The sequence below is a fragment of the Streptomyces sp. NPDC047515 genome (assembly GCF_040643055.1).
Classification (GTDB): Bacteria; Actinomycetota; Actinomycetes; order Streptomycetales; family Streptomycetaceae; genus Streptomyces.
The window spans coordinates 94,390-112,300 of record NZ_JBEYTM010000020.1 but is presented as its reverse complement, the minus strand read 5'-3'; the positions used below and the strand labels follow the sequence as shown (position 1 = coordinate 112,300).

The following is a 17,911-nucleotide window of genomic DNA, read 5'->3' as shown; positions in this document are numbered from 1 at the left end:
TCGTGAGAGTCATCGTCGTAGGAGCCGGCGTGGTGGGAACCATGCACGCCTGGCACGCAGTGAACCGCGGCCACGAGGTCGTACAGATCGAGCGCGAGAGCGAGGCGCGCGGGGCATCGCTCCGCAATTTCGGACAGATATGGGTCAGCGGCCGGGCCGGTGGCGAGGAGCTGGAGACCGCGCTGCGCGCCCGTGAGCTGTGGGAGGGCATCGGGGCCCAGGTCCCCGATCTCGGCTTCCGGGCCTGTGGCTCGCTCACCCCGCTCCGCACCGGGCTGGAGACCGCCGTGGCCGAGGCGGCCGTCGCCCGCCCCGACGCGGCGGCCCGCGGCTACAAGCTGCTCACCGCCGACGAGGCCCGCGCGGTCAACCCCGCGCTGCGCGGCGAATTCACCGCCGCCCTGTGGTGTGAGCGGGACGCCGCCGTCGAGCCGCGCACCGCCCAACTGGCGCTCAAGAGGGCGCTGTTGCAGTCCGGCCGGTATACGTACCTCGGCGGGCGCGAGGTCCGCGAGGTGGTGGGCACCGCCTCCGTCCGTGACGACCACGGCGATGTCCATACCGGTGACGCCGTGATCCTGGCCACCGGAGCCTGGCTCGGCGGACTCGTGCGCGAGCTGGCCGGCCCCGATCTGCCGGTGCGCCGCGTCCGGCTCCAGATGATGCAGACCGACCCGCTCGGCGAGCGGCTCACCACCTCCGTCGCCGACGCCGACAGCTTCCGCTACTACCCGGCGTACCGGAGCGAGGCGCTGGACACCCTCAACGCCGAACAGGCGCAGGCGCCCACCGCCGCACAGCACAGGATGCAGCTCCTGATGGTCCAGCGCCGCGACGGCGGGCTGACCATCGGCGACACCCACGAGTACGAGCACCCCTTCTCCTTCGACACCGTCGAGGAGCCGTACGAGCACCTCACCGGAGTCGTCGAGTCCTTCCTCGGCCGCCCGCTGCCGAGGATCCGCCACCGCTGGGCCGGGGTCTACGCCCAGTGCACCGACACCAGCCGGGTCGTCCACCGCCAGCAGGTGCGGGACGGCGTCTGGCTGGTCACCGGTCCGGGCGGGCGCGGCATGACCTGCTCGCCCGCCATCGCCGAAACGACCGCCAACGAACTGGACTGGTGAAGAAGTTGAGCAACACCGACACGTCGAACACCACCGACAAGCTGAACCTGATCGTCCTCGACATGGCCGGCACCACCGTCGCCGACGGCGGCCTCGTCGAGCAGGCGTTCTCCGCCGCGGCCGAACGCCTCGGCGTGGAGCCCGGCTCCGCCGACCACGCGGAGAAGCTCGACTACGTGCGCGCCACCATGGGCGAGTCCAAGATCTCCGTCTTCCGTCACCTCTTCGGCGACGAGGACAAGGCCCAGCGGGCCAACACCGCCTTCGAGGAGGCGTACGGGGAGCTGGTCGACGGCGGCCGCATCGCGCCGGTCCCCGGCGCCCGCGACGCCATCGAACGGCTCAAGGGCGAGGGCCGCACCGTGGTCCTGTCCACCGGCTTCGCCCGCACCACCCAGGACGCCATCCTGGCCGCGCTCGGCTGGCAGGACCTGGTCGCCCTGACCCTCTGCCCGGCCGACGCGGGCGGTCGCGGCCGCCCCTACCCCGACATGGTCCTCGCCGCGTTCCTGCGTACCGGTGCCGTCGACGGCGTCCGGCAGGTCGTCGTCGCGGGCGACACCTCGTACGACATGCTCAGCGGCGTGCGCTCCGGGGCCGGGATCGTCGCGGGCGTGCTCACCGGCGCCCACGACAAGGACCGGTTGACCCGTCACGGCGCCACGCATGTGCTCGGCTCGGTCGCCGAGCTCCCGGACCTGATCGCGCGGGCAGAGGCATGACGGGCGGGGCCGACGCCGTCCGCAGCGGCATCAGGTTCGACCAGGTCAGCGTCGCGTACGGCGGGAACACCGTCCTCGACCGGCTCGATCTGACCGTCGAACCCGGCGAGGTCATGGCACTGCTCGGGCCCTCCGGGTCCGGCAAGACCACCGCCCTGCGCGCCGTCGCCGGATTCGTCCGGCCCGCCTCCGGCCGCGTGTACCTCGGCGACCGCGACGTCACCGGCCTGCCGCCGCACAGGCGCGGCATCGGCATGGTCGTCCAGCAGTACGCCCTCTTCCCGCACATGCGGGTCCAGGACAACGTCGCCTTCGGGCTCAAGGCCCGCAAGGTCGCCAAGGCGGAGATCCCCGAGCGGGTCGCCGAGGCGCTCGAACTCGTCGGCATGGCCGCCTATGCCGAGCGCTACCCGCGCGAACTCTCCGGCGGCCAGCAGCAGCGCGTCGCCATCGCCCGCGCGCTGGCCATCCGCCCCGGCGTTCTCCTGCTCGACGAACCGCTCTCCGCGCTCGACGCCCAGCTGCGCTCCGGAATGCTCGCCGAACTGGCGCGACTGCACCGGGAGCTGCCGGACGTCTCCATCCTGTACGTCACCCACGACCAGGTGGAGGCGCTCACCCTGGCCGACCGGATCGCGGTCATGGACAAGGCCCGGCTGCAGGACTGCGGCACCCCGCAGGAGCTGTACCGCCGTCCGCGGACCGAGTTCACCGCGTCGTTCGTCGGCAACGCCAATCTGCTGCCGGTCACCGTCGCCGACGGCGCCGACACCGTCGAGTTCGCGGGGCGCGCGCTCGACGTACCGACCGGCGACGTGGCCGGCGGTGCCACCGCCACCCTGTGCGTCCGGCCACACCTGGTCGGGCTCGGTGACGGGCCCAACGCGCTGAACGGCACCATCGCCGAGGTCCAGTGGCGGGGCTCCACGCACCGGCTGTATGTCGACATCGACGGGCACCGGGTCAAGGCCGACCTCCGCGAACTGCGCGAGACCCCGGCGCTCGGCGACAAGGTCACGCTGCACTTCGCGGCACAGGACGCGGTACTGCTGCCCGCGGGCGCGGCGTCGGGAGCCGGGGGAGGGGCCGATGGGTAGCACCGCACAGCCCGTCACCCCGGGCATCACGGCGACGAAGGCGCCGCGTCAGCGCACCGGCTCGTCCGAGGTGACGCCCCCGGCGGCCGGTCCGCGGGCCCCGGCCCGCGACGGCCGCCGCATCCCCCGCTTCGTCTGGGCGCTGCCGCCCGTCGCCGTACTCGCGCTCGTCTTCCTCTACCCGCTGGCCCTCGTCGTCCAGCAGTCCTTCAGCCCGGACGAGGGCGGCGCCTCGCTCGCCCCGTACGGCGACGTGTTCTCCTCCGAGTCGTTCCGCTCCGCGCTGACGACCACCGTCTGGCTGGCGGTCGGCTCGACCGTCGGATGCCTGGTGCTGGGCTTCGTCCTGGCCATGGTCATCGCGTTCGTGCCGTTCCCCGGCGGCAAGGCGGTCGCCAAGTTCATCGATGTCTTCCTCTCCTTCCCGTCGTTCCTGATCACGCTCGCCCTGCTGTTCATCTACGGCAGCGTCGGCATGGCCAACGGCCTCTGGACGGACGTCACCGGGGCGTCGAGCGGCCCCTTCGACTTCCTCACCACCCCGTGGGGCGTCCTGCTCGCCGAGATCACCTACTTCACCCCGTTCGTGATGCGCCCGCTGCTCGCCGCGTTCTCGCAGCTCGACAGCGCGCAGTTGGAGGTGGCGTCCTCGCTGGGCGCGAAGCCGGCCCGGATCGTGCGGCAGGTGATCCTCCCCGAGGCGCTTCCCGCGCTTGCCGCGGGCGGCAGCCTCGTCCTCGTGATGTGTCTCAACGAGTTCGGCATCGTGCTGTTCACCGGCGCGAAGGGGGTCACGACCCTGCCGATGCTCGTCTACAGCAAGGCGATCCTGGAGTCCGACTACCCGGCAGCCTGTGTCGTCGCCGTCGTCAACATCGCGATCTCCGTGGGTCTCTACAGTCTGTATCGGATGGTGAGCCGCCGTGTTGGTGCATAGCCGTACGGGGAAGTGGGCCGCCTGGGCCGTGTTCGTCGTGCTCTTCGTCCCCCTGTTCGCGGTGCCGCTGCTGGTCATCCTGGCCGCGTCGTTCACCACCAACTGGTCCGGTGCCTTCCCCTCGGGGCCGACCACCGAGCACTACACGGCGGCGACCGGCGGCGACTCCCTGCAGGCCCTGACCACCAGCCTGATCACCGCGGTCAGCGCCAGTCTGCTCGCCCTCACCGCCGGTTCCTGGGCCGCCCTGGCCGCCGCCTCGCTGCGCAGCCGCGGCAGGAGGTTCCTCGACGCGCTGTTCATGCTGCCGGTCGCCGTGCCGTCCGTGGTCGTGGGCCTCGCCGTGCTCGTCGCGTTCAGCAAACCGCCGATGCTGCTGAACGGGACGCGCTGGATCGTGATCCTGGCGCACACGATTCTTGTCACGGCGTTCGCCTATTCGTCGGTTTCGGCGGCAATAGTGCGTCTCGACCCGATGTACGAACAGGCGGCGGCCAGTCTCGGCGCCCGGCCCGCGTACGTCCTGTGGCGCGTCAAGCTGCCGCTCCTGCTGCCGTCCCTCACGGCGGCGGCGGGACTCTGCTTCGCCCTGTCCATGGGCGAGTTGAGCGCCACGATGATGCTCTACCCGCCGGACTGGACACCGCTCCCGGTGCAGATCTTCGCGGCCACCGACCGCGGCTCGCTCTTCACCGGAGCGGCCGTCGCCGTGGTCCTGATGGGAACGACGCTGCTCGTGCTGCTCGGCGTCTCCCGGATCCGCACCAGGGCCTCGTTCCGCTGATCCGCCGACACCCCCGTACCGACTCCGGCCGGCTCCCGGCCGACTTCCAGGAGATACGACTGCCATGCGCAAGAACCACCTCAAGCCCATAGCCGCCGTCACCGGCTGCCTCGCCCTCGCCGCCACCCTCTCCGCCTGCGGCGGCTCCTCGGCCGCTTCCGACGAGAAGGTCGTCACCGTCTACAGCGCCGACGGCCTGAAGGGCGAGAACGGCGACGGCTGGTACGACAAGGTCTTCAAGGACTTCGAGAAGAAGACCGGCATCAAGGTCAAGTACGTGGAGGGCGGCTCCGGCGAGATGGTGCAGCGCGCCGTCCGCGAGAAGTCCAACACCCAGGCCGATGTGCTGGTCACGCTGCCGCCGTTCATCCAGCAGGCCGACAGCAAGGGGCTTCTGGCGGCGTACGCGCCGGTCGGTTCCGACCAGGTCGACGGCCCCGACAAGGCGTCCGACTCCAAGTGGACCTCGGTCGTCAACAACTACTTCGGGTTCATCTACAACAAGAAGGAGCTGAAGTCGGCACCCACCACCTGGGAGGAGCTGCTCGACGGAAAGTTCAAGAACAAGATCCAGTACTCCACCCCCGGAGTCGCCGGTGACGGCACCGCCGTACTCATCAAGGCCATGCACGACTTCGGCGGCAAGGAGCCGGCGATGGCGTACCTGAAGAAGCTCCAGGCCAACAACGTCGGCCCGTCCGCCTCCACCGGCAAGCTCGCCCCCAAGGTCGACAAGGGCGAACTGCTCGCCGCCAACGGCGATGTCCAGATGAACTACGCGCAGTCCAAGGACATGCCCAACCTCGGCATCTGGTTCCCCGCGAAGGAGGGCGGCAAGCCCACCACGTTCGCCCTGCCGTACGCGGCCGGCCTGGTCGACAAGGCCCCGCACAGCGCCAACGGCAAGAAGCTGCTCGACTTCATGCTGTCCGAGCAGGCCCAGAAGGACGTCAGCGCGGTCGGCGGCGGCTTCTCCGCCCGCAAGGACGTCGAGGCCACCGACGCCAACGCCCTCGCGCTGGCCAAGCTGATGGACGGCGTCGAGGTCTTCGAGCCCGACTGGTCGGACATCGGCACCAACCTGGACACGTACGTCGGGGCCTGGAAGTCGGCCACAGGCAGCTGACCGCCGTCCACAGACGCATCGCGGGGAAACAGGGCCTCCGGCGCATCATCGCGAGAAGATAACGGGTCTGGTCCAGATCCCGGCTCACTCCGAGCGTTCCGGCAGTACCTGCCGGTCGAACGGACGCTCTAAAATCGGGGACGTCGGCGCTGCACAACGCGGTGCCGCCGGCGTCCCCGCACACGGCGTACGGCAGGAGTCCCACATGGCAGAGCGCAAGCCGATCTCATCCTGGCTCACCGACATGGACGGAGTCCTGATCCACGAGGGGACACCGATCCCCGGGGCGGATGCCTTCATCAAGCGGCTGCGGGACTCGGGGATGCCCTTCCTGGTCCTCACGAACAACTCGATCTACACCGCCCGCGATCTGCACGCCCGCCTCGACCGCATGGGTCTCGACGTGCCCGTGGAGAACATCTGGACCTCCGCCCTGGCCACCGCCCAGTTCCTGGACGACCAGCGGCCCGGCGGCACGGCGTATGTCATCGGAGAGGCCGGGCTCACCACCGCTCTGCACGACATCGGCTACGTCCTCACCGACCACGAACCCGACTACGTGGTCCTCGGCGAGACCCGCACGTACAGCTTCGAGGCGCTCACCAAGGCGATCCGGCTGATCAACGGCGGTGCCCGCTTCATCTGCACCAACCCGGACGAGACCGGTCCGTCCGCCGAGGGCCCGCTGCCCGCGACCGGGTCCGTGGCCGCCCTCATCACCAAGGCCACCGGCAAGGCCCCGTACTTCGCGGGCAAGCCCAATCCGCTGATGATGCGCACCGGGCTCAACGCGATCGGTGCCCACTCCGAGTCCAGCGCCATGATCGGCGACCGGATGGACACCGACGTGCTGGCCGGACTGGAGGCGGGGATGCAGACGTTCCTGGTCCTGACCGGTCTCACCGGCGTCGCCGACATCGACAAGTACCCCTTCCGGCCGTCCAGGGTCGTCGATTCCATCGCGGACCTGGTCGACCTCATCGACATGGGCTGAGCCCGGCGGGCGCCGCCCGGAGCGGGGCGAGGGGCGATCCAGGGCTGTCCGCGCACGCCCCCGTCCCCCCGCTCCTGCGGATGCGGAAAGCCGACGCAGGCGTGAACCTTTCCAGAGGAGGTTTACGATGCGTTCCATACCACTCACGTTCTGTGCCGTCGCGGTGGTCGCGGCGACCCTGGTACCGGCTTCCGCCGCACTGGCCGACTCCGGCACCGGTTCCGGCCCGGGGACGGGCTCCGACAGTCGCGCCGGACTCTCGGTGACCCCGCTCTCCGCCGCCCCGGGCGGGGAGGTGGACCTGCGGCTGGACAGCTGCGAGGGCAAGGAGGCCAAAGGCGACTCCGATGTCTTCGCCTCCGAGGCACGGTTCTCGCCCGCCACGGACGGGGGCCTCCTCGCGAAAGCCCGGATCAGCACGGACGCCTCCCCGGGCGACTACGACATCCGGGTCGTCTGCTCGGACGGCCGGGGCACCACGATGTCCGGCAAGGTCACGGTCGCCGACCGGAACAGGCCCACGCCCCTCGCCCCGGTCCGCGCCGGAGGGGGCGGCACCGCCCTGCTCAACGAAGAGACCGCTCGCCAGCACGGCCCCGGCCTCGTGCAGGCGGTGATCGGCCTGGTCCTGGCCGCCGTCGCGGTGGTCGTCGTCGTGTTCCGCGGCGTGCGCCGTCGCCGCCCGGCCAAGGACTGACATGTCCGCCCCGGACCGCCCCTCGGACCACGGCCGACTGCTCACCGGGGTGGCCTGGGCCGTCCTGCTGATGGGTCTGTGGCTCTGGGGCCGCGACATCACCGACGGCTCCGGCGCAAGTTCCGCCCCGACGACCGGCGACGTCGCCGCGGTCGGACGTCCGCTCGGCGTCCCGTTGCCCCCGCCGCACGACCCGGTCGAGGGCGCCGTGCCGAAGCGGGTCGAGATCCCGTCGCTCGGCATCGAGGCGCCCGTGATCGCCCGGGGCCTGGACAAGGACGGCGCGATCGAACCACCGTCGTTCGACACGCCCCAGACCGTCGGCTGGTACGGCGACGGCGCCGAGCCCGGAGCGAAGGGCCCCGCCCTCTTCGTCGGCCACGTCGACACCGAGACCGAGCCGGCCGTCTTCTACGGGCTGAGCGCGGCCCGCCCCGGCGCCAAGGTCGAGGTGACCCGCGCGGACGGCACCGTCGCCGAATTCACCGTCGACGACGTCCAGGTCTTCACCCGGGAACGCTTCAACGCCGACAAGGCCTACGGCCCCCGCAAGCAGGGCCGCGCGGAACTCCGTCTGATCACCTGCGGCGGCGCCTACGACCGGGCATCGCACTCCTACGACGCGAATGTGGTCGTGTCGGCCTACCTGACCGGCAGGAAATCCGGGGGGAACGGCGGCACCTGAGGCCGTGGGTACCCGATGGTGGCCGGGGCGGTGCTCCTGCTCGCGGTGGGCTCCGCCCCGCCGGGCTCCCCGCCGGGTGCGTGGATCGGGGCGGAGAACGCGGACATCATCCTGTCGGCCGGACCGCCGGACCGCCGGACCGCCGGAACCCTCGGACTCGTGCGGCGGGCGCTGTGCCGCCGGTTCCAGATCCACAGACCGATCTGGAGCGCCGGGGTGTTGTCGTACAGCGTGATCCAGACCGTCGGGTCGATCCGCACGTCCGAGACGCCCATCCCCAAGAACAGCGCACAACTCGGTGCCGCGAGGAGCCAGTTCAGGGCGGACAACGGGTAGAAGGCGATCACCACGGTGTAGTTGAGGAGCTTGTCCGCGGGGGGAGCGAGAAGAAGCTCTTCCCGTAACTGCTTGATGATCGGCGCACGCGGTGGGCGTCGGCCGCGTGGCGGTCGCGCGGTGCTCGTGAGGGCGGCGATGCGGGAGCCGGCTCCGGAAACGAACAAGACCCCCTCACGCATGGTGAGAGGGTCTTGACTCTGCGTGCGCCGCCAGGGACTCGAACCCCGGACCCGCTGATTAAGAGTCAGCTGCTCTAACCAACTGAGCTAGCGGCGCCTGCTGACCCGAAGAACTCTACCCGAGGGTGGGGCGTGCTCCTGACCATTTCCAGCCCTTCACGGCCTGTCGGATGGTCGTTTTTTCTCTTCTGTCCGTCAAAATGCGTTATGTCAGCAGAGTTGAGACACTGACGCCCGTGCACATGCGCCCAAAGATCTTGACGAGTGCGGAGGGGAATCGCATGACTGTGCCGGCTTTCGAGGAGTATGTGCCCGCCATCGACTGTGTCTGTGCGGGGTGCGCCGCGCAACGGCGAACCGCCGCAGGCGCCTTGCCCGTGCGGCACGGAGGTCATCCGGCCGCACATGGCGCGCGCCGTGCGCTGGTGCTGGTCACCGCGGCCGGAGTGGTGCTGAGCACCGGCGCGGCCGAGGCGGTGAGCGGGCCGGGTGGCCGGGCGGCGGAGGCGGCCGGAGCCGCCCGGCAGGACGGGACGACGGCGTCGACGGCTCCGGCGGACCCGGTGGGCCCGGCCGACGAGGGTGATCCGCTCGCCTCGGCCGACGGGGATCCGGACAGCCCGCAGGGCATGCCCGGACCGCTGGAGGGCGCGGGGGCCTCGGGCCCGCCCTCGTCCACGGGTACCGCGCTGCCCAGAACCACCAGGGCCGCGATCATCAACCGCGCGAAGAAGTGGGTGGCCGCGCAGGTTCCGTACAGCATGAACAAGTACTGGTCCGACGGATACCGGCAGGACTGCTCCGGCTATGTGTCGATGGCCTGGAACCTGCCCGGCAACGAGTGGACCGGCAGCCTCGCCAAGTTCGGGCAGCGGATCACGCGGGAGGCGCTGCAGCCGGGCGACATCCTGCTCTTCCACAATCCGGCAGACCCGGGGAAGGGCTCGCACGTCACGATCTTCGGCGGCTGGACCGACTACACGCACACCCACTACACGGCGTACGAGCAGACGAAGCCGCACACCCGCAAGCAGACGACACCCATGGCGTACTGGACCAACTCCGGCAAGTACATCCCCTACCGGTACAAGGGTCTCAGCAGTGCGAGCGGCAGCGGAGGCAGCAGTCCGTCGTCGTCGGCGCAGTTCCCGGGCGCCGGGAAGTTCGGCCCCGGAGCGAGCAACGAGTACGTCACCCGGCTCGGGAAGATGCTCGTGGACCGGGGCGGCAAGCGTTTCTACAAGGTCGGTCCCGGCCCGGCCTGGGGCGACGCCGACCGACTCGCGACCCAGGCCTTCCAGAAGGCCCAGGGCTGGAAGGGCAAGGAGGCAGACGGCATCCCCGGCCCCGACACCTGGCGGCTGCTGGTCGACGGGACCGGTCGCGACGTCCCCGCCGGAAGCGGAAACGGCCAGGGGGGTTCGAGCTCTGATCCGGCGTTCCCCGGGCGGGGCCATTTCCGGCCCGGTCAGTCCAACAGCCATGTCGACAGGCTCGGCAAGCAGTTGGTGAAGAAGGGATACGGCACGTACTACCGGACGGGACCGGGGCCCCGCTGGACCGAGGCGGACCGGCGCAATGTCGAGGCCTTCCAGCGGGCCCAGGGCTGGCGGGGCGGAGCGGCCGACGGCTACCCCGGTCCGGAGACCTGGCGGCGACTCTTCGCGTGACACGACGGCGGACATGACGGAGGCGGGAATGGGATCCACGGTGTCGGAGAGCTCCGGAACCCCGGAGAACGGGAGGGGACTGGACGAGGAGCAGGGGCAGGGGCAGGAGCGGGAACGGGAGCAGGCGCGGGTGCCCGCTCCGGTGCGCGCGCCGCTGCGGGGGCGGGGTCCGGACCGGGCGCCGGCGCGCGACGGGGCGGGTGGCGGGCTGGACGGAGATACGGCTCCGCTTCCGACGGGGGCCGACGGGGGATCCGTGGCGAAGCCGGCCCTCGCTCCTGGGGCCGATGCGCGTTTGGACGGGGAGGCGGCTGCGGTACTGAGAGCCGGTGGGGGCCCGGATACGGCTCCGCATCGAGCGGCCCCCGGCACCGTCTTCGACTCCCTCCCCGTTGCCGGGGGCGACGGGGAGGGGCGGTCCGGCGGCAGTTCGTGGGGCGCCGGGCGGCATCACGCCGTCATCGCCGGCGAACGGACCGCCTCCATCCCCGTGCACCTGCTCTTTCGCGAGGATTCCGCACACACCGACGCCGCCGCGCTCCCCGCCGGTGTGCTGCCGAGGGGAAACGACGGCGGGGGAGCGACGGCGCGGGCGCGTCGACCGCCCGCGCCGAGGGGGCCGCAGGTGCGGGCGTCGACCAGGCCGGCGCCGGTCGGTGACCCCCGGCTGGCCGAGCGGCGGGGGCCCGCACTGCCCGGCTGGGTCGCGCTGCTCGCCGCACTGGCCGGGATCGCCGCCGGGTTCGCCGTCCTGTGGTGGGTCGGCGCGCTGCCCGCCGCCGCGCCGGACCGGCTCGGGATCGGCTCGCGTCCGTACGACGGAATCGGCTTCGGTGCCTGGGCGGCGCTCGCCGCGCTGGTCACGGTGGTGCTCTTCGCGCTCGGCGGTCTGAGCCGCGGACGGGTCGGGTACGCCTGGGTGCTGACGCTCTTCGGCGAGTACCGGGGGAGTGTGCGCCGGACCGGACTGATGTGGATCAGTCCTCTGCTGCTGCGCCGCCGGGTCGACGTACGTCTGCGGCACTGGCGCAGCGAACCGCTCCGCGCGGTGGACGCCAACGGTACGGCGCTGCGCGTCGTCGTCCTCGTCGTGTGGCGGATCAGGGACACCGTACGGGCGACGCTCGGGGTCGCCGACCACGAGGCGTATCTGCGCGAACAGGTCGAGGCGGCGATGGCCCGGGTCCTCTCGCAACTGCCCGCCGACGCGTTCCACGAGGACGCGCACACCCTGCGCAACGCGGAGGCGGTCGGTGACGCGCTGACCGGGATGCTCAAGGCGGACTGCGAACCCGTCGGCATCGAGGTGTACTCGGCGCAGCCGACCGGCATCGAGTACGCGCCCGAGATCGCCGCGGCCATGCAGCGTCGCCGGATCGCCGCCATCGACGCCAAGCACCGCGACAGCGTGCTGACTTCGGTGGTCGACGCGGTGGACGACACGGTCAACCGGCTGACCGCGAGGGGGATCGTGGAGCTGGACGACTACGAACGGAAGTCACTGGTCAAGGACTTGACGGTGGCCTTCTACACCGGACGCAGTGGCGGGGAGGGGGCCTGAGGGCCCCGGAGGCACGCTCCGGCGACGAAGCGGAATCCAACTCCCATTGGTCTGGACATGTTCATACCCCGTCAATAATCTAAGGCTTGGTCTAGACCGCAACGCGCGCGCAGCAGGGCTCATGGAACCTCCCCCACGTTCTTGAGGAGCGACAGCAATGCGTAAAAGGGCAAGCGCGGCCGTAGTCGGCCTGGCGGTTGCGGCCGTCTCGATGTTCGCGACGAGCAGCGCCGGCAGCCACGGCTACACCGACAACCCCATCAGCCGCCAGAAGCTCTGTGCCAACGGCACGGTGACGGGCTGCGGCAACATCCAGTGGGAGCCGCAGAGCGTCGAGGGCCCCAAGGGCTTCCCGGCGGCAGGTCCGGCCGACGGCAAGATCTGCTCCGGCGGTCACTCCGAGTTCGCCCAACTCGACGACCCGCGCGGCGGCAACTGGCCCGCCACCGATGTCACGGCCGGGCAGGGCTTCAGCTTCCGCTGGCAGTTCACCGCACGCCACGCCACGACGGACTTCCGCTACTACATCACCAAGGACGGCTGGGACCCCACCAAGCCGCTCACCAGGGCCGACCTGGAGCCGCAGCCCTTCATGACGGTGCCGTACGGCGGCCAGCAGCCGCCGGCGACCCTGACCCAGCAGGGCACCATCCCCACCCAGAAGACCGGGAAGCACATCATCCTGAGCGTCTGGAACATCGCTGACACGGCCAACGCGTTCTACGCCTGCTCCGATGTGCAGTTCTGACGCCTAGTCACCTGCTGCGCGGGCGCCGTGGGGCGCAGGCGGCGTCGCGGAGTCCGTACAGCGTCCATGGGGCGGCCGGTGGTCCGGACCGGGACGCGAGGACGTCTCCTCCGTCATCACCGGGCCGCCGCCCCCCGGCGCTGCCGTACGGGCCGGCGGCGGCCCCACCCGAGGGGCTGCCGCTGACCGGGGCCGGTGAGGCGCACCGGTTGCCCCGGCGCCACGCCTCTTCGAACGAGAGCCTCTAACGCGTCAGGGCCAGTTCGTCCCGGCTCGCCGGTTCGGTGCGCCGCCGCAGCACCGTCACGCTGAGCACCGCACCCGCCAGCAGCAGCGCGGCCCCCGCCACCGAGGCGTACTGCATGCTGTGCACGAACGCCTCCCGCCCGATGGAGATCAGCGAATCGTCTCCCGTGGCCACCGCACCCGGCAGCGTCTTGCGGGCGACCTCCGGCGCCGAGCCCGGCATGTCCGCGGTGTAGACCGCCGTGGCCACCGCACCCAGCAGGGCCATGCCCATCGCACCGCCGAACTCCTGCCCGGTCTCCAGCAGCGAGGCCGCCGAACTGGCCCTCGCGGGCGGGGCGGTGGACAGCGCCAGGTCCGAGACGAGTGCCATCACGGTGACGATGCCGCAGCTCATCACGGCGCAGCCGCCCAGCAGCAGCCACAGCGAGTCCGTACCGGTCAGGGCGAGGACGGAGAAGCCGGCGGCGGCGATCGCGAAACCGGCGCAGATGACGCGCGCACGGTCGGTCCGCTGGGCGATCGCCGTGGCCGTCGGGGCCGCGGCTCCCACCGCCAGGGACGGGGCCAGGCTCCACAGCGCGGCCTCCATCGTGCCCATGCCGAGCACCGACTGCAGATACTGCGTAGTGAAGAAGGAGGAGCCCATCATGGCGAACGCGGCCAGCGCGTTCAGCCCGATGCCCGCCGCGAAGCCGCGGTCACGGAACAGTTCCCGGCTGATCATCGCGTCGGTACGACTGCGCTGACGGCGGACGAAGAACCACCCGACGAGGAGCCCGGCGGCGATGAGCAGCCCGCGCGGCACGTCGAACCCGTGGGCGGCGCTCTCCTTGACCCCGTAGATGACGGGCAGCACGGCGCCCATCGACAGCGGCACGCTCAGGAAGTCGAACCGGCCGGGGTTCGGGTCCTTGAACTCCGGGACCAGCATCGGCACCAGGACCAGCAGCAGCAGCATCGCCGGCACATTGATCAGAAAGACCGAGCCCCACCAGAAGTGCTCCAGCATGACCCCGCTGAGCACCGAGCCGAGCGCGATCCCGCCGGCCATGGCGCCCGACCAGATGCCGATCGCCCGGCCGCGCTGTCGCTCGTCGCGGAACATGTTCCGCACGAGCCCCATCGTCGACGGCATCAGCGTCGCACCGCCGATCCCGAGCAGGGCGCGGGCCGCGATCAGCATCTCGGGGCTGGTGGAGTACGCGGCGGCGACGGACGCGGCACTGAACGCGAACGCGCCGAGGAGCAGCAGCTTGCGGCGGCCGATCCGGTCGCCGAGCGAGCCCATCGTGATGAGCAGACCGGCCAGGGCGAAGGCGTACACATCGAAGATCCAGAGCTGTTGGGTGGCGCTGGGCGCGAGGTCCCGGTCGATGGACGGGATCGCGAAGAAGAGGACGGAGACGTCCATCGAGACGAGGAGGAGGGGCAGCAGGAGGACCACGAAGGCGGTCCATTCCCGGCGACCGGCGAGGTCGCCGCGCGCGGCGGTGGTGCTCGTAGCGTTCGTCATGCCTGGAAATATACGAGCGTGTAATACGGTTGTCTAGTACGTCTGTGTAAGACGTTCGTTCATCTCCTTGGGCAGCAAAAAACGCACTGGGCGGTTCACCTGTGTACGTGAACCGCCCAGTGCGTTGTCTGTGCGCCGCCAGGGACTCGAACCCCGGACCCGCTGATTAAGAGTCAGCTGCTCTAACCAACTGAGCTAGCGGCGCCTGCTGACTCGAAAATAATACCTGCTCCCGAGGGGCGCTGATGACACCGGGAACGAAACGGGGCAGGGGTGAACGAATCGGGTCGAGATCGGCCGGAACGGATCGAGTCCCGGGCAGCCCTCAGAGCGCCAGCGACAGGAGCACGGGCGCCGCCCGGCGGTTGAGCGTGTCCGCCGCCGCGCGCAGGCGATGCGCGTCCTCGATCGGCAGCGACAGCGCCAGGCACCCCGCCGACGAACCGGCCGTGAGCGGCACCGCCGCGCACACCGTGCCGACCGCGTACTCCTGGAGGTCGAGCACCGGGACCGTGGCCGGCTGACTGTCCAGCTTGGAGAAGAGCACCTTCTCGTTGGTGATCGTCCGCGAGGTGAGCCGGGCCGTCTTGTGGCGCGAGAGGTGGTCGCGACGGCCGTTCCGGTCGAGCTGGGCCAGCAGGCACTTGCCGACCGCCGAGGCGTGCGCGGAGGAACGGAAGTCCACCCACTCGTTCACCGCGGGGGTTCGGGGGCCGTCGGCGTACTGCGTGACGCGGATCTCGCCGTCGACGTACCGGCTGATGTAGACCGCCGCGCCGACCGAATCACGCAGCTGTGCCAGCATCTGCTGGAGCTTGGTCTCCAGCGCCTGTCTGCGGGCCGCGCCGGAACCCAGGAGCAGCAGTGAGGAGCCGATGACATAGGTGCCGTCGGTGATCTGCTCGACGTACCCCTCGCGGCGCAGCGTCAGCAGCAGGGAGGTGAGATGCCCGAGGGGCAGCCCCGTCTCCCGGGAGATCTGGGTGTCCGTCACGCCGTTGCCGTGCTTGGAGACCGTTTCGAGAACACGAAGGGCGTACTGCACCGAGTGGAACGGTGCGGTCGGTTCGGGCTTCAGTGCCACGGTTTCCCCCACCAGGTTGTGACCGCAAGGCGTGCGACCACGATAGCCGCCAAGAGCCCCTCGCGGGGTGGCTGTTGGTGACTTGATGGGGCGCCCCGGCTCCGTATGCTGGGGCGCACCCGTTTGGCATATGCCAGTGTCATTGGCGTGCGACAAATTGCGAGGTCACAGCACCGCGGTGAGGAACTCGCGCGTACGTTCATGTGCGGGATCCGTGAAGATTTTTTCCGGCGGACCCGACTCGACCACGCGTCCGGCATCGAACATCAGTACCGTCTCCGAGACGTCCCGGGCGAAGTTCATCTCGTGGGTCACACAGAGCATGGTGATGTCGGTGTTCCTGGCGATGTCGCTCAGCAGCTCCAGTACGCCGGCCACCAGCTCCGGGTCGAGCGCGGACGTCACCTCGTCCAGCAGCAGGATCTCCGGCCGCATCGCCAGCGCGCGGGCGATCGCCACCCGCTGCTGCTGTCCGCCCGAGAGCTGGGAGGGGTGCGCGTCGATCTTTCCCGAGAGCCCCACCAGATCGAGCAGCTCGCGGGCGCGGGCTTCCGCCTCGTCGCGGTCCATGCCCAGCACGCTGACCGGGGCCTCGGTGATGTTCTGCAGCACCTTCATGTTGGGGAAGAGATTGAACTGCTGGAAGACCATGCCGATCTTCTTCCGGGCCTCGCGCAGATGCTTCTCGGTCGCCGGCCGCAGCGAACCGTCGGGCGCCTCGACGTGGGACAGCGGGGTGCCGTCCACCCAGATGACCCCGTCGCTGGCCTTCTCCAGCGTCATCAGCAGCCGCAGGATGGTGGTCTTGCCCGAGCCGCTGGGCCCGATCAGGGTGACGTGCTCGCCGCGCCGTACCGAGAAGTCCAGGCCGTCGAGGACGACATGGTCCCCGTACCGCTTCACGACGTGGTCGAAGCGGACGAGCGGATGGCCGGTCCCCGGCACGGCGGAGACCGGTGCGACGTCCTTCGGGGCCCGGACCGCCGTCTTCTGCAGGGGGAGGGGTTCAGTGGCCAAGGCGCTTCTCCAGCTTTCTCATCAGCAGCGAGGTGGGGTAGCTCGCGAGCAGGAAGATCAGGGCCGCGAGCGTGAATGCCTCTGTGTAGTACCCGAAGTGCTCGGCCCCGTACTGCCGGGCCTCGAAGACCATTTCCTGCACCGTGATCACGGCGAGGAACGGGGTCTCCTTGAACATCGCGATCGCGTAGTTGCCGAGGGCGGGCAGCACATTGCGCACCGCCTGCGGCAGGATCACGGCCTGCCAGGTCCGCCGGGGGCTGAGCGAGAGCGCCCGGCAGGCCTCCCACTGGCCCTTCGGCACGCTGTCGATCCCGGCGCGGTACACCTCGGAGGTGTACGTGGCGTAGTGGACGCCCAGCACCACGATGCCGGTCACCAGCGGCTCCACCGAGGAGAACAGAGCGGCGGCGCCGACGAGTTGGACGAGCAGCGGGGTGGACCGGATGAACTCCATCACGACCCGCACCGGTACCGTCACGAACCGGCTCGGGGCCCGTCCGGCGACCGCGATGGCGAGCCCGAGGACCGCGGCGACGAGCGTGCCGAGCACGGTCGCGAGCAGGGTGACCTCGAAACCGTGCAGGAGCAGGGGCAGGACGTCCCAGGCAGCGTTCCAGTCGAAGCCGTTCACCGGGCACCTCCGGTCGCCGACGCGACGGCTTCCGTGGCGCTGCGGCTGCGCAGCAGCGAGCCCGCGCCGGTCGCCAGGCCGAGCCGCCGCTTGGCGCCGCGCTCCAGCAGGTTCATGAGCAGGGTCAGCGCGTAGGCCAGGACGAAGTAGACGACCAGCAGGGTCAGGTACGCGGTGAGCGTCTCACCGGTGCGGTCGCGCAGCTGCTGGATCACGGTCATCAGGTCTGCCGCGGAGATCAGCCACAGCAGCGGAGTGCACTTGAGCAGCTGGATCAGCAGATTGGTGAAGGACGGGATCATCTGCACCCAGGCCTGCGGAAGGATCACCTTCCGCATCCGGTCCAACGGCGTCATGTTCAGCGCGACGGCCGCCTCGTACTGGGCGCGCGGCACGGAGTTGATCACGCCGCGCACCACCTCGGCGCCGTACGCGCCGTAGTTGAGACCGAAGGCGACGACGCCGCAGAGCAGCGGCGTCAGTTCGTACCCCGTCAGTGTCGGCATCGCGTAGTAGAGCCAGAACAGCTGGACGTAGAGCGAGGTGCCGCGGAAGAACTCCACGACCACGCGGGACACACCGCGCGCCACCAGCAGCCGGCTGACCGACATCAGACCGAGGACGAACGACAGGAGCAGGGCGGCCAGCGCGCCCAGGACGGTGGCTTCGAGGGTCACCCACAACCCCGAGCGCAACTGCGGCAGATCGTCGAAGAAGGCGGAGAAGAAATCACTCATGCGGTGCGTTC

General features: G+C 70.4%; 17 protein-coding genes, 2 tRNA genes and 1 pseudogene. 12 read left to right on the top strand and 8 right to left on the bottom strand.

Annotation, left to right across the window (positions count from 1 at the left end):
* The first annotated feature begins 2 nt into the window (after window positions 1–2).
* The 9 genes from ABZ826_RS18875 to ABZ826_RS18835 all read left to right on the top strand — a co-directional run bounded on the left by ABZ826_RS18875 (window position 3) and on the right by ABZ826_RS18835 (window position 8,169).
* The gene (locus tag ABZ826_RS18875; RefSeq protein WP_361449014.1) at window positions 3–1,127 is read left to right on the top strand and encodes a TIGR03364 family FAD-dependent oxidoreductase; all 1,125 of its coding nucleotides are present in this window, start codon (window positions 3–5) and stop codon (window positions 1,125–1,127) included.
* Window positions 1,124–1,849: a phosphonatase-like hydrolase gene (locus ABZ826_RS18870; RefSeq protein ID WP_361449011.1), complete on the top strand. Its 726-nt coding sequence runs from the start codon at window positions 1,124–1,126 to the stop codon at window positions 1,847–1,849. The genes ABZ826_RS18875 and ABZ826_RS18870 overlap by 4 nt, the downstream gene beginning before the upstream one ends.
* Window positions 1,846–2,946, top strand: a complete 1,101-nt coding sequence (locus ABZ826_RS18865) for an ABC transporter ATP-binding protein (RefSeq protein ID WP_361449008.1) — start codon at window positions 1,846–1,848, stop codon at window positions 2,944–2,946. The genes ABZ826_RS18870 and ABZ826_RS18865 overlap by 4 nt, the downstream gene beginning before the upstream one ends.
* Window positions 2,939–3,883 (top strand): 2-aminoethylphosphonate ABC transporter permease subunit, encoded by a 945-nt coding sequence (locus tag ABZ826_RS18860; RefSeq protein WP_361449005.1) that lies wholly within the window; start codon window positions 2,939–2,941, stop codon window positions 3,881–3,883. Before ABZ826_RS18865 ends, ABZ826_RS18860 begins: the two co-directional genes overlap by 8 nt.
* A complete protein-coding gene (locus ABZ826_RS18855) occupies window positions 3,870–4,667 on the top strand; it encodes an ABC transporter permease subunit (RefSeq protein WP_361449003.1) in 798 nt (265 codons plus the stop codon). Before ABZ826_RS18860 ends, ABZ826_RS18855 begins: the two co-directional genes overlap by 14 nt.
* A 64-nt stretch (window positions 4,668–4,731) precedes the next feature.
* On the top strand, window positions 4,732–5,793 hold the full coding sequence (locus tag ABZ826_RS18850; protein WP_361449000.1) for a 2-aminoethylphosphonate ABC transporter substrate-binding protein: 1,062 nt from the start codon (window positions 4,732–4,734) through the stop codon (window positions 5,791–5,793).
* 205 nt (window positions 5,794–5,998) lie between these two features.
* Window positions 5,999–6,787: an HAD-IIA family hydrolase gene (locus tag ABZ826_RS18845; protein WP_361448997.1), complete on the top strand. Its 789-nt coding sequence runs from the start codon at window positions 5,999–6,001 to the stop codon at window positions 6,785–6,787.
* A gap of 127 nt (window positions 6,788–6,914) precedes the next feature.
* On the top strand, window positions 6,915–7,484 hold the full coding sequence (locus ABZ826_RS18840) for a hypothetical protein (RefSeq protein WP_361448994.1): 570 nt from the start codon (window positions 6,915–6,917) through the stop codon (window positions 7,482–7,484).
* A gap of 1 nt (window position 7,485) precedes the next feature.
* Complete coding sequence (locus ABZ826_RS18835; protein ID WP_361448991.1) at window positions 7,486–8,169, top strand: class F sortase; 684 nt, start codon at window positions 7,486–7,488, stop codon at window positions 8,167–8,169.
* A 77-nt stretch (window positions 8,170–8,246) separates the two neighbouring features.
* Here the strand turns inward: ABZ826_RS18835 and ABZ826_RS18830 are convergent.
* Both ABZ826_RS18830 and ABZ826_RS18825 read right to left on the bottom strand, forming a co-directional pair.
* Window positions 8,247–8,549: pseudogene (locus tag ABZ826_RS18830) on the bottom strand (glycosyl transferase); the annotation flags it as partial.
* Window positions 8,550–8,710: 161 nt separating this feature from the next.
* A tRNA-Lys gene (locus ABZ826_RS18825) sits at window positions 8,711–8,784 on the bottom strand.
* Between the two features lie 184 nt (window positions 8,785–8,968).
* Between ABZ826_RS18825 and ABZ826_RS18820 the strand changes: the two genes are divergently transcribed.
* The 3 genes from ABZ826_RS18820 (at window position 8,969) to ABZ826_RS18810 (ending at window position 12,666) form a co-directional block, all read left to right on the top strand.
* A complete protein-coding gene (locus tag ABZ826_RS18820) occupies window positions 8,969–10,357 on the top strand; it encodes a peptidoglycan-binding protein (RefSeq protein WP_361448988.1) in 1,389 nt (462 codons plus the stop codon).
* A 28-nt stretch (window positions 10,358–10,385) separates the two neighbouring features.
* Window positions 10,386–11,918 carry an SPFH domain-containing protein gene (locus ABZ826_RS18815; protein WP_361448985.1) on the top strand — a complete coding sequence of 511 codons (1,533 nt, stop codon included), beginning with the start codon at window positions 10,386–10,388 and terminating at the stop codon, window positions 11,916–11,918.
* Window positions 11,919–12,075: 157 nt separating this feature from the next.
* On the top strand, window positions 12,076–12,666 hold the full coding sequence (locus tag ABZ826_RS18810) for a lytic polysaccharide monooxygenase auxiliary activity family 9 protein (RefSeq protein ID WP_361448982.1): 591 nt from the start codon (window positions 12,076–12,078) through the stop codon (window positions 12,664–12,666).
* 244 nt (window positions 12,667–12,910) lie between these two features.
* Here ABZ826_RS18810 and ABZ826_RS18805 read toward each other — a convergent pair whose 3' ends face one another.
* From ABZ826_RS18805 to ehuC, 6 genes are all read right to left on the bottom strand, one after another.
* Window positions 12,911–14,428 carry an MFS transporter gene (locus tag ABZ826_RS18805; protein WP_361448979.1) on the bottom strand — a complete coding sequence of 506 codons (1,518 nt, stop codon included), beginning with the start codon at window positions 14,426–14,428 and terminating at the stop codon, window positions 12,911–12,913.
* A gap of 131 nt (window positions 14,429–14,559) precedes the next feature.
* Window positions 14,560–14,633 (bottom strand) — tRNA-Lys (locus ABZ826_RS18800).
* Window positions 14,634–14,753: 120 nt separating this feature from the next.
* Window positions 14,754–15,512 (bottom strand): IclR family transcriptional regulator C-terminal domain-containing protein, encoded by a 759-nt coding sequence (locus ABZ826_RS18795; protein WP_361448976.1) that lies wholly within the window; start codon window positions 15,510–15,512, stop codon window positions 14,754–14,756.
* A gap of 165 nt (window positions 15,513–15,677) precedes the next feature.
* Entirely contained in the window at window positions 15,678–16,529 is an 852-nt protein-coding gene (gene ehuA / locus ABZ826_RS18790; protein WP_361448973.1) for an ectoine/hydroxyectoine ABC transporter ATP-binding protein EhuA, read from the bottom strand.
* On the bottom strand, window positions 16,519–17,163 hold the full coding sequence (gene ehuD / locus ABZ826_RS18785) for an ectoine/hydroxyectoine ABC transporter permease subunit EhuD (protein WP_361448970.1): 645 nt from the start codon (window positions 17,161–17,163) through the stop codon (window positions 16,519–16,521). Before ehuD ends, ehuA begins: the two co-directional genes overlap by 11 nt.
* Window positions 17,160–17,900 carry an ectoine/hydroxyectoine ABC transporter permease subunit EhuC gene (gene ehuC / locus ABZ826_RS18780; RefSeq protein ID WP_361448967.1) on the bottom strand — a complete coding sequence of 247 codons (741 nt, stop codon included), beginning with the start codon at window positions 17,898–17,900 and terminating at the stop codon, window positions 17,160–17,162. Before ehuC ends, ehuD begins: the two co-directional genes overlap by 4 nt.
* Window positions 17,901–17,911 lie beyond the last annotated feature (11 nt).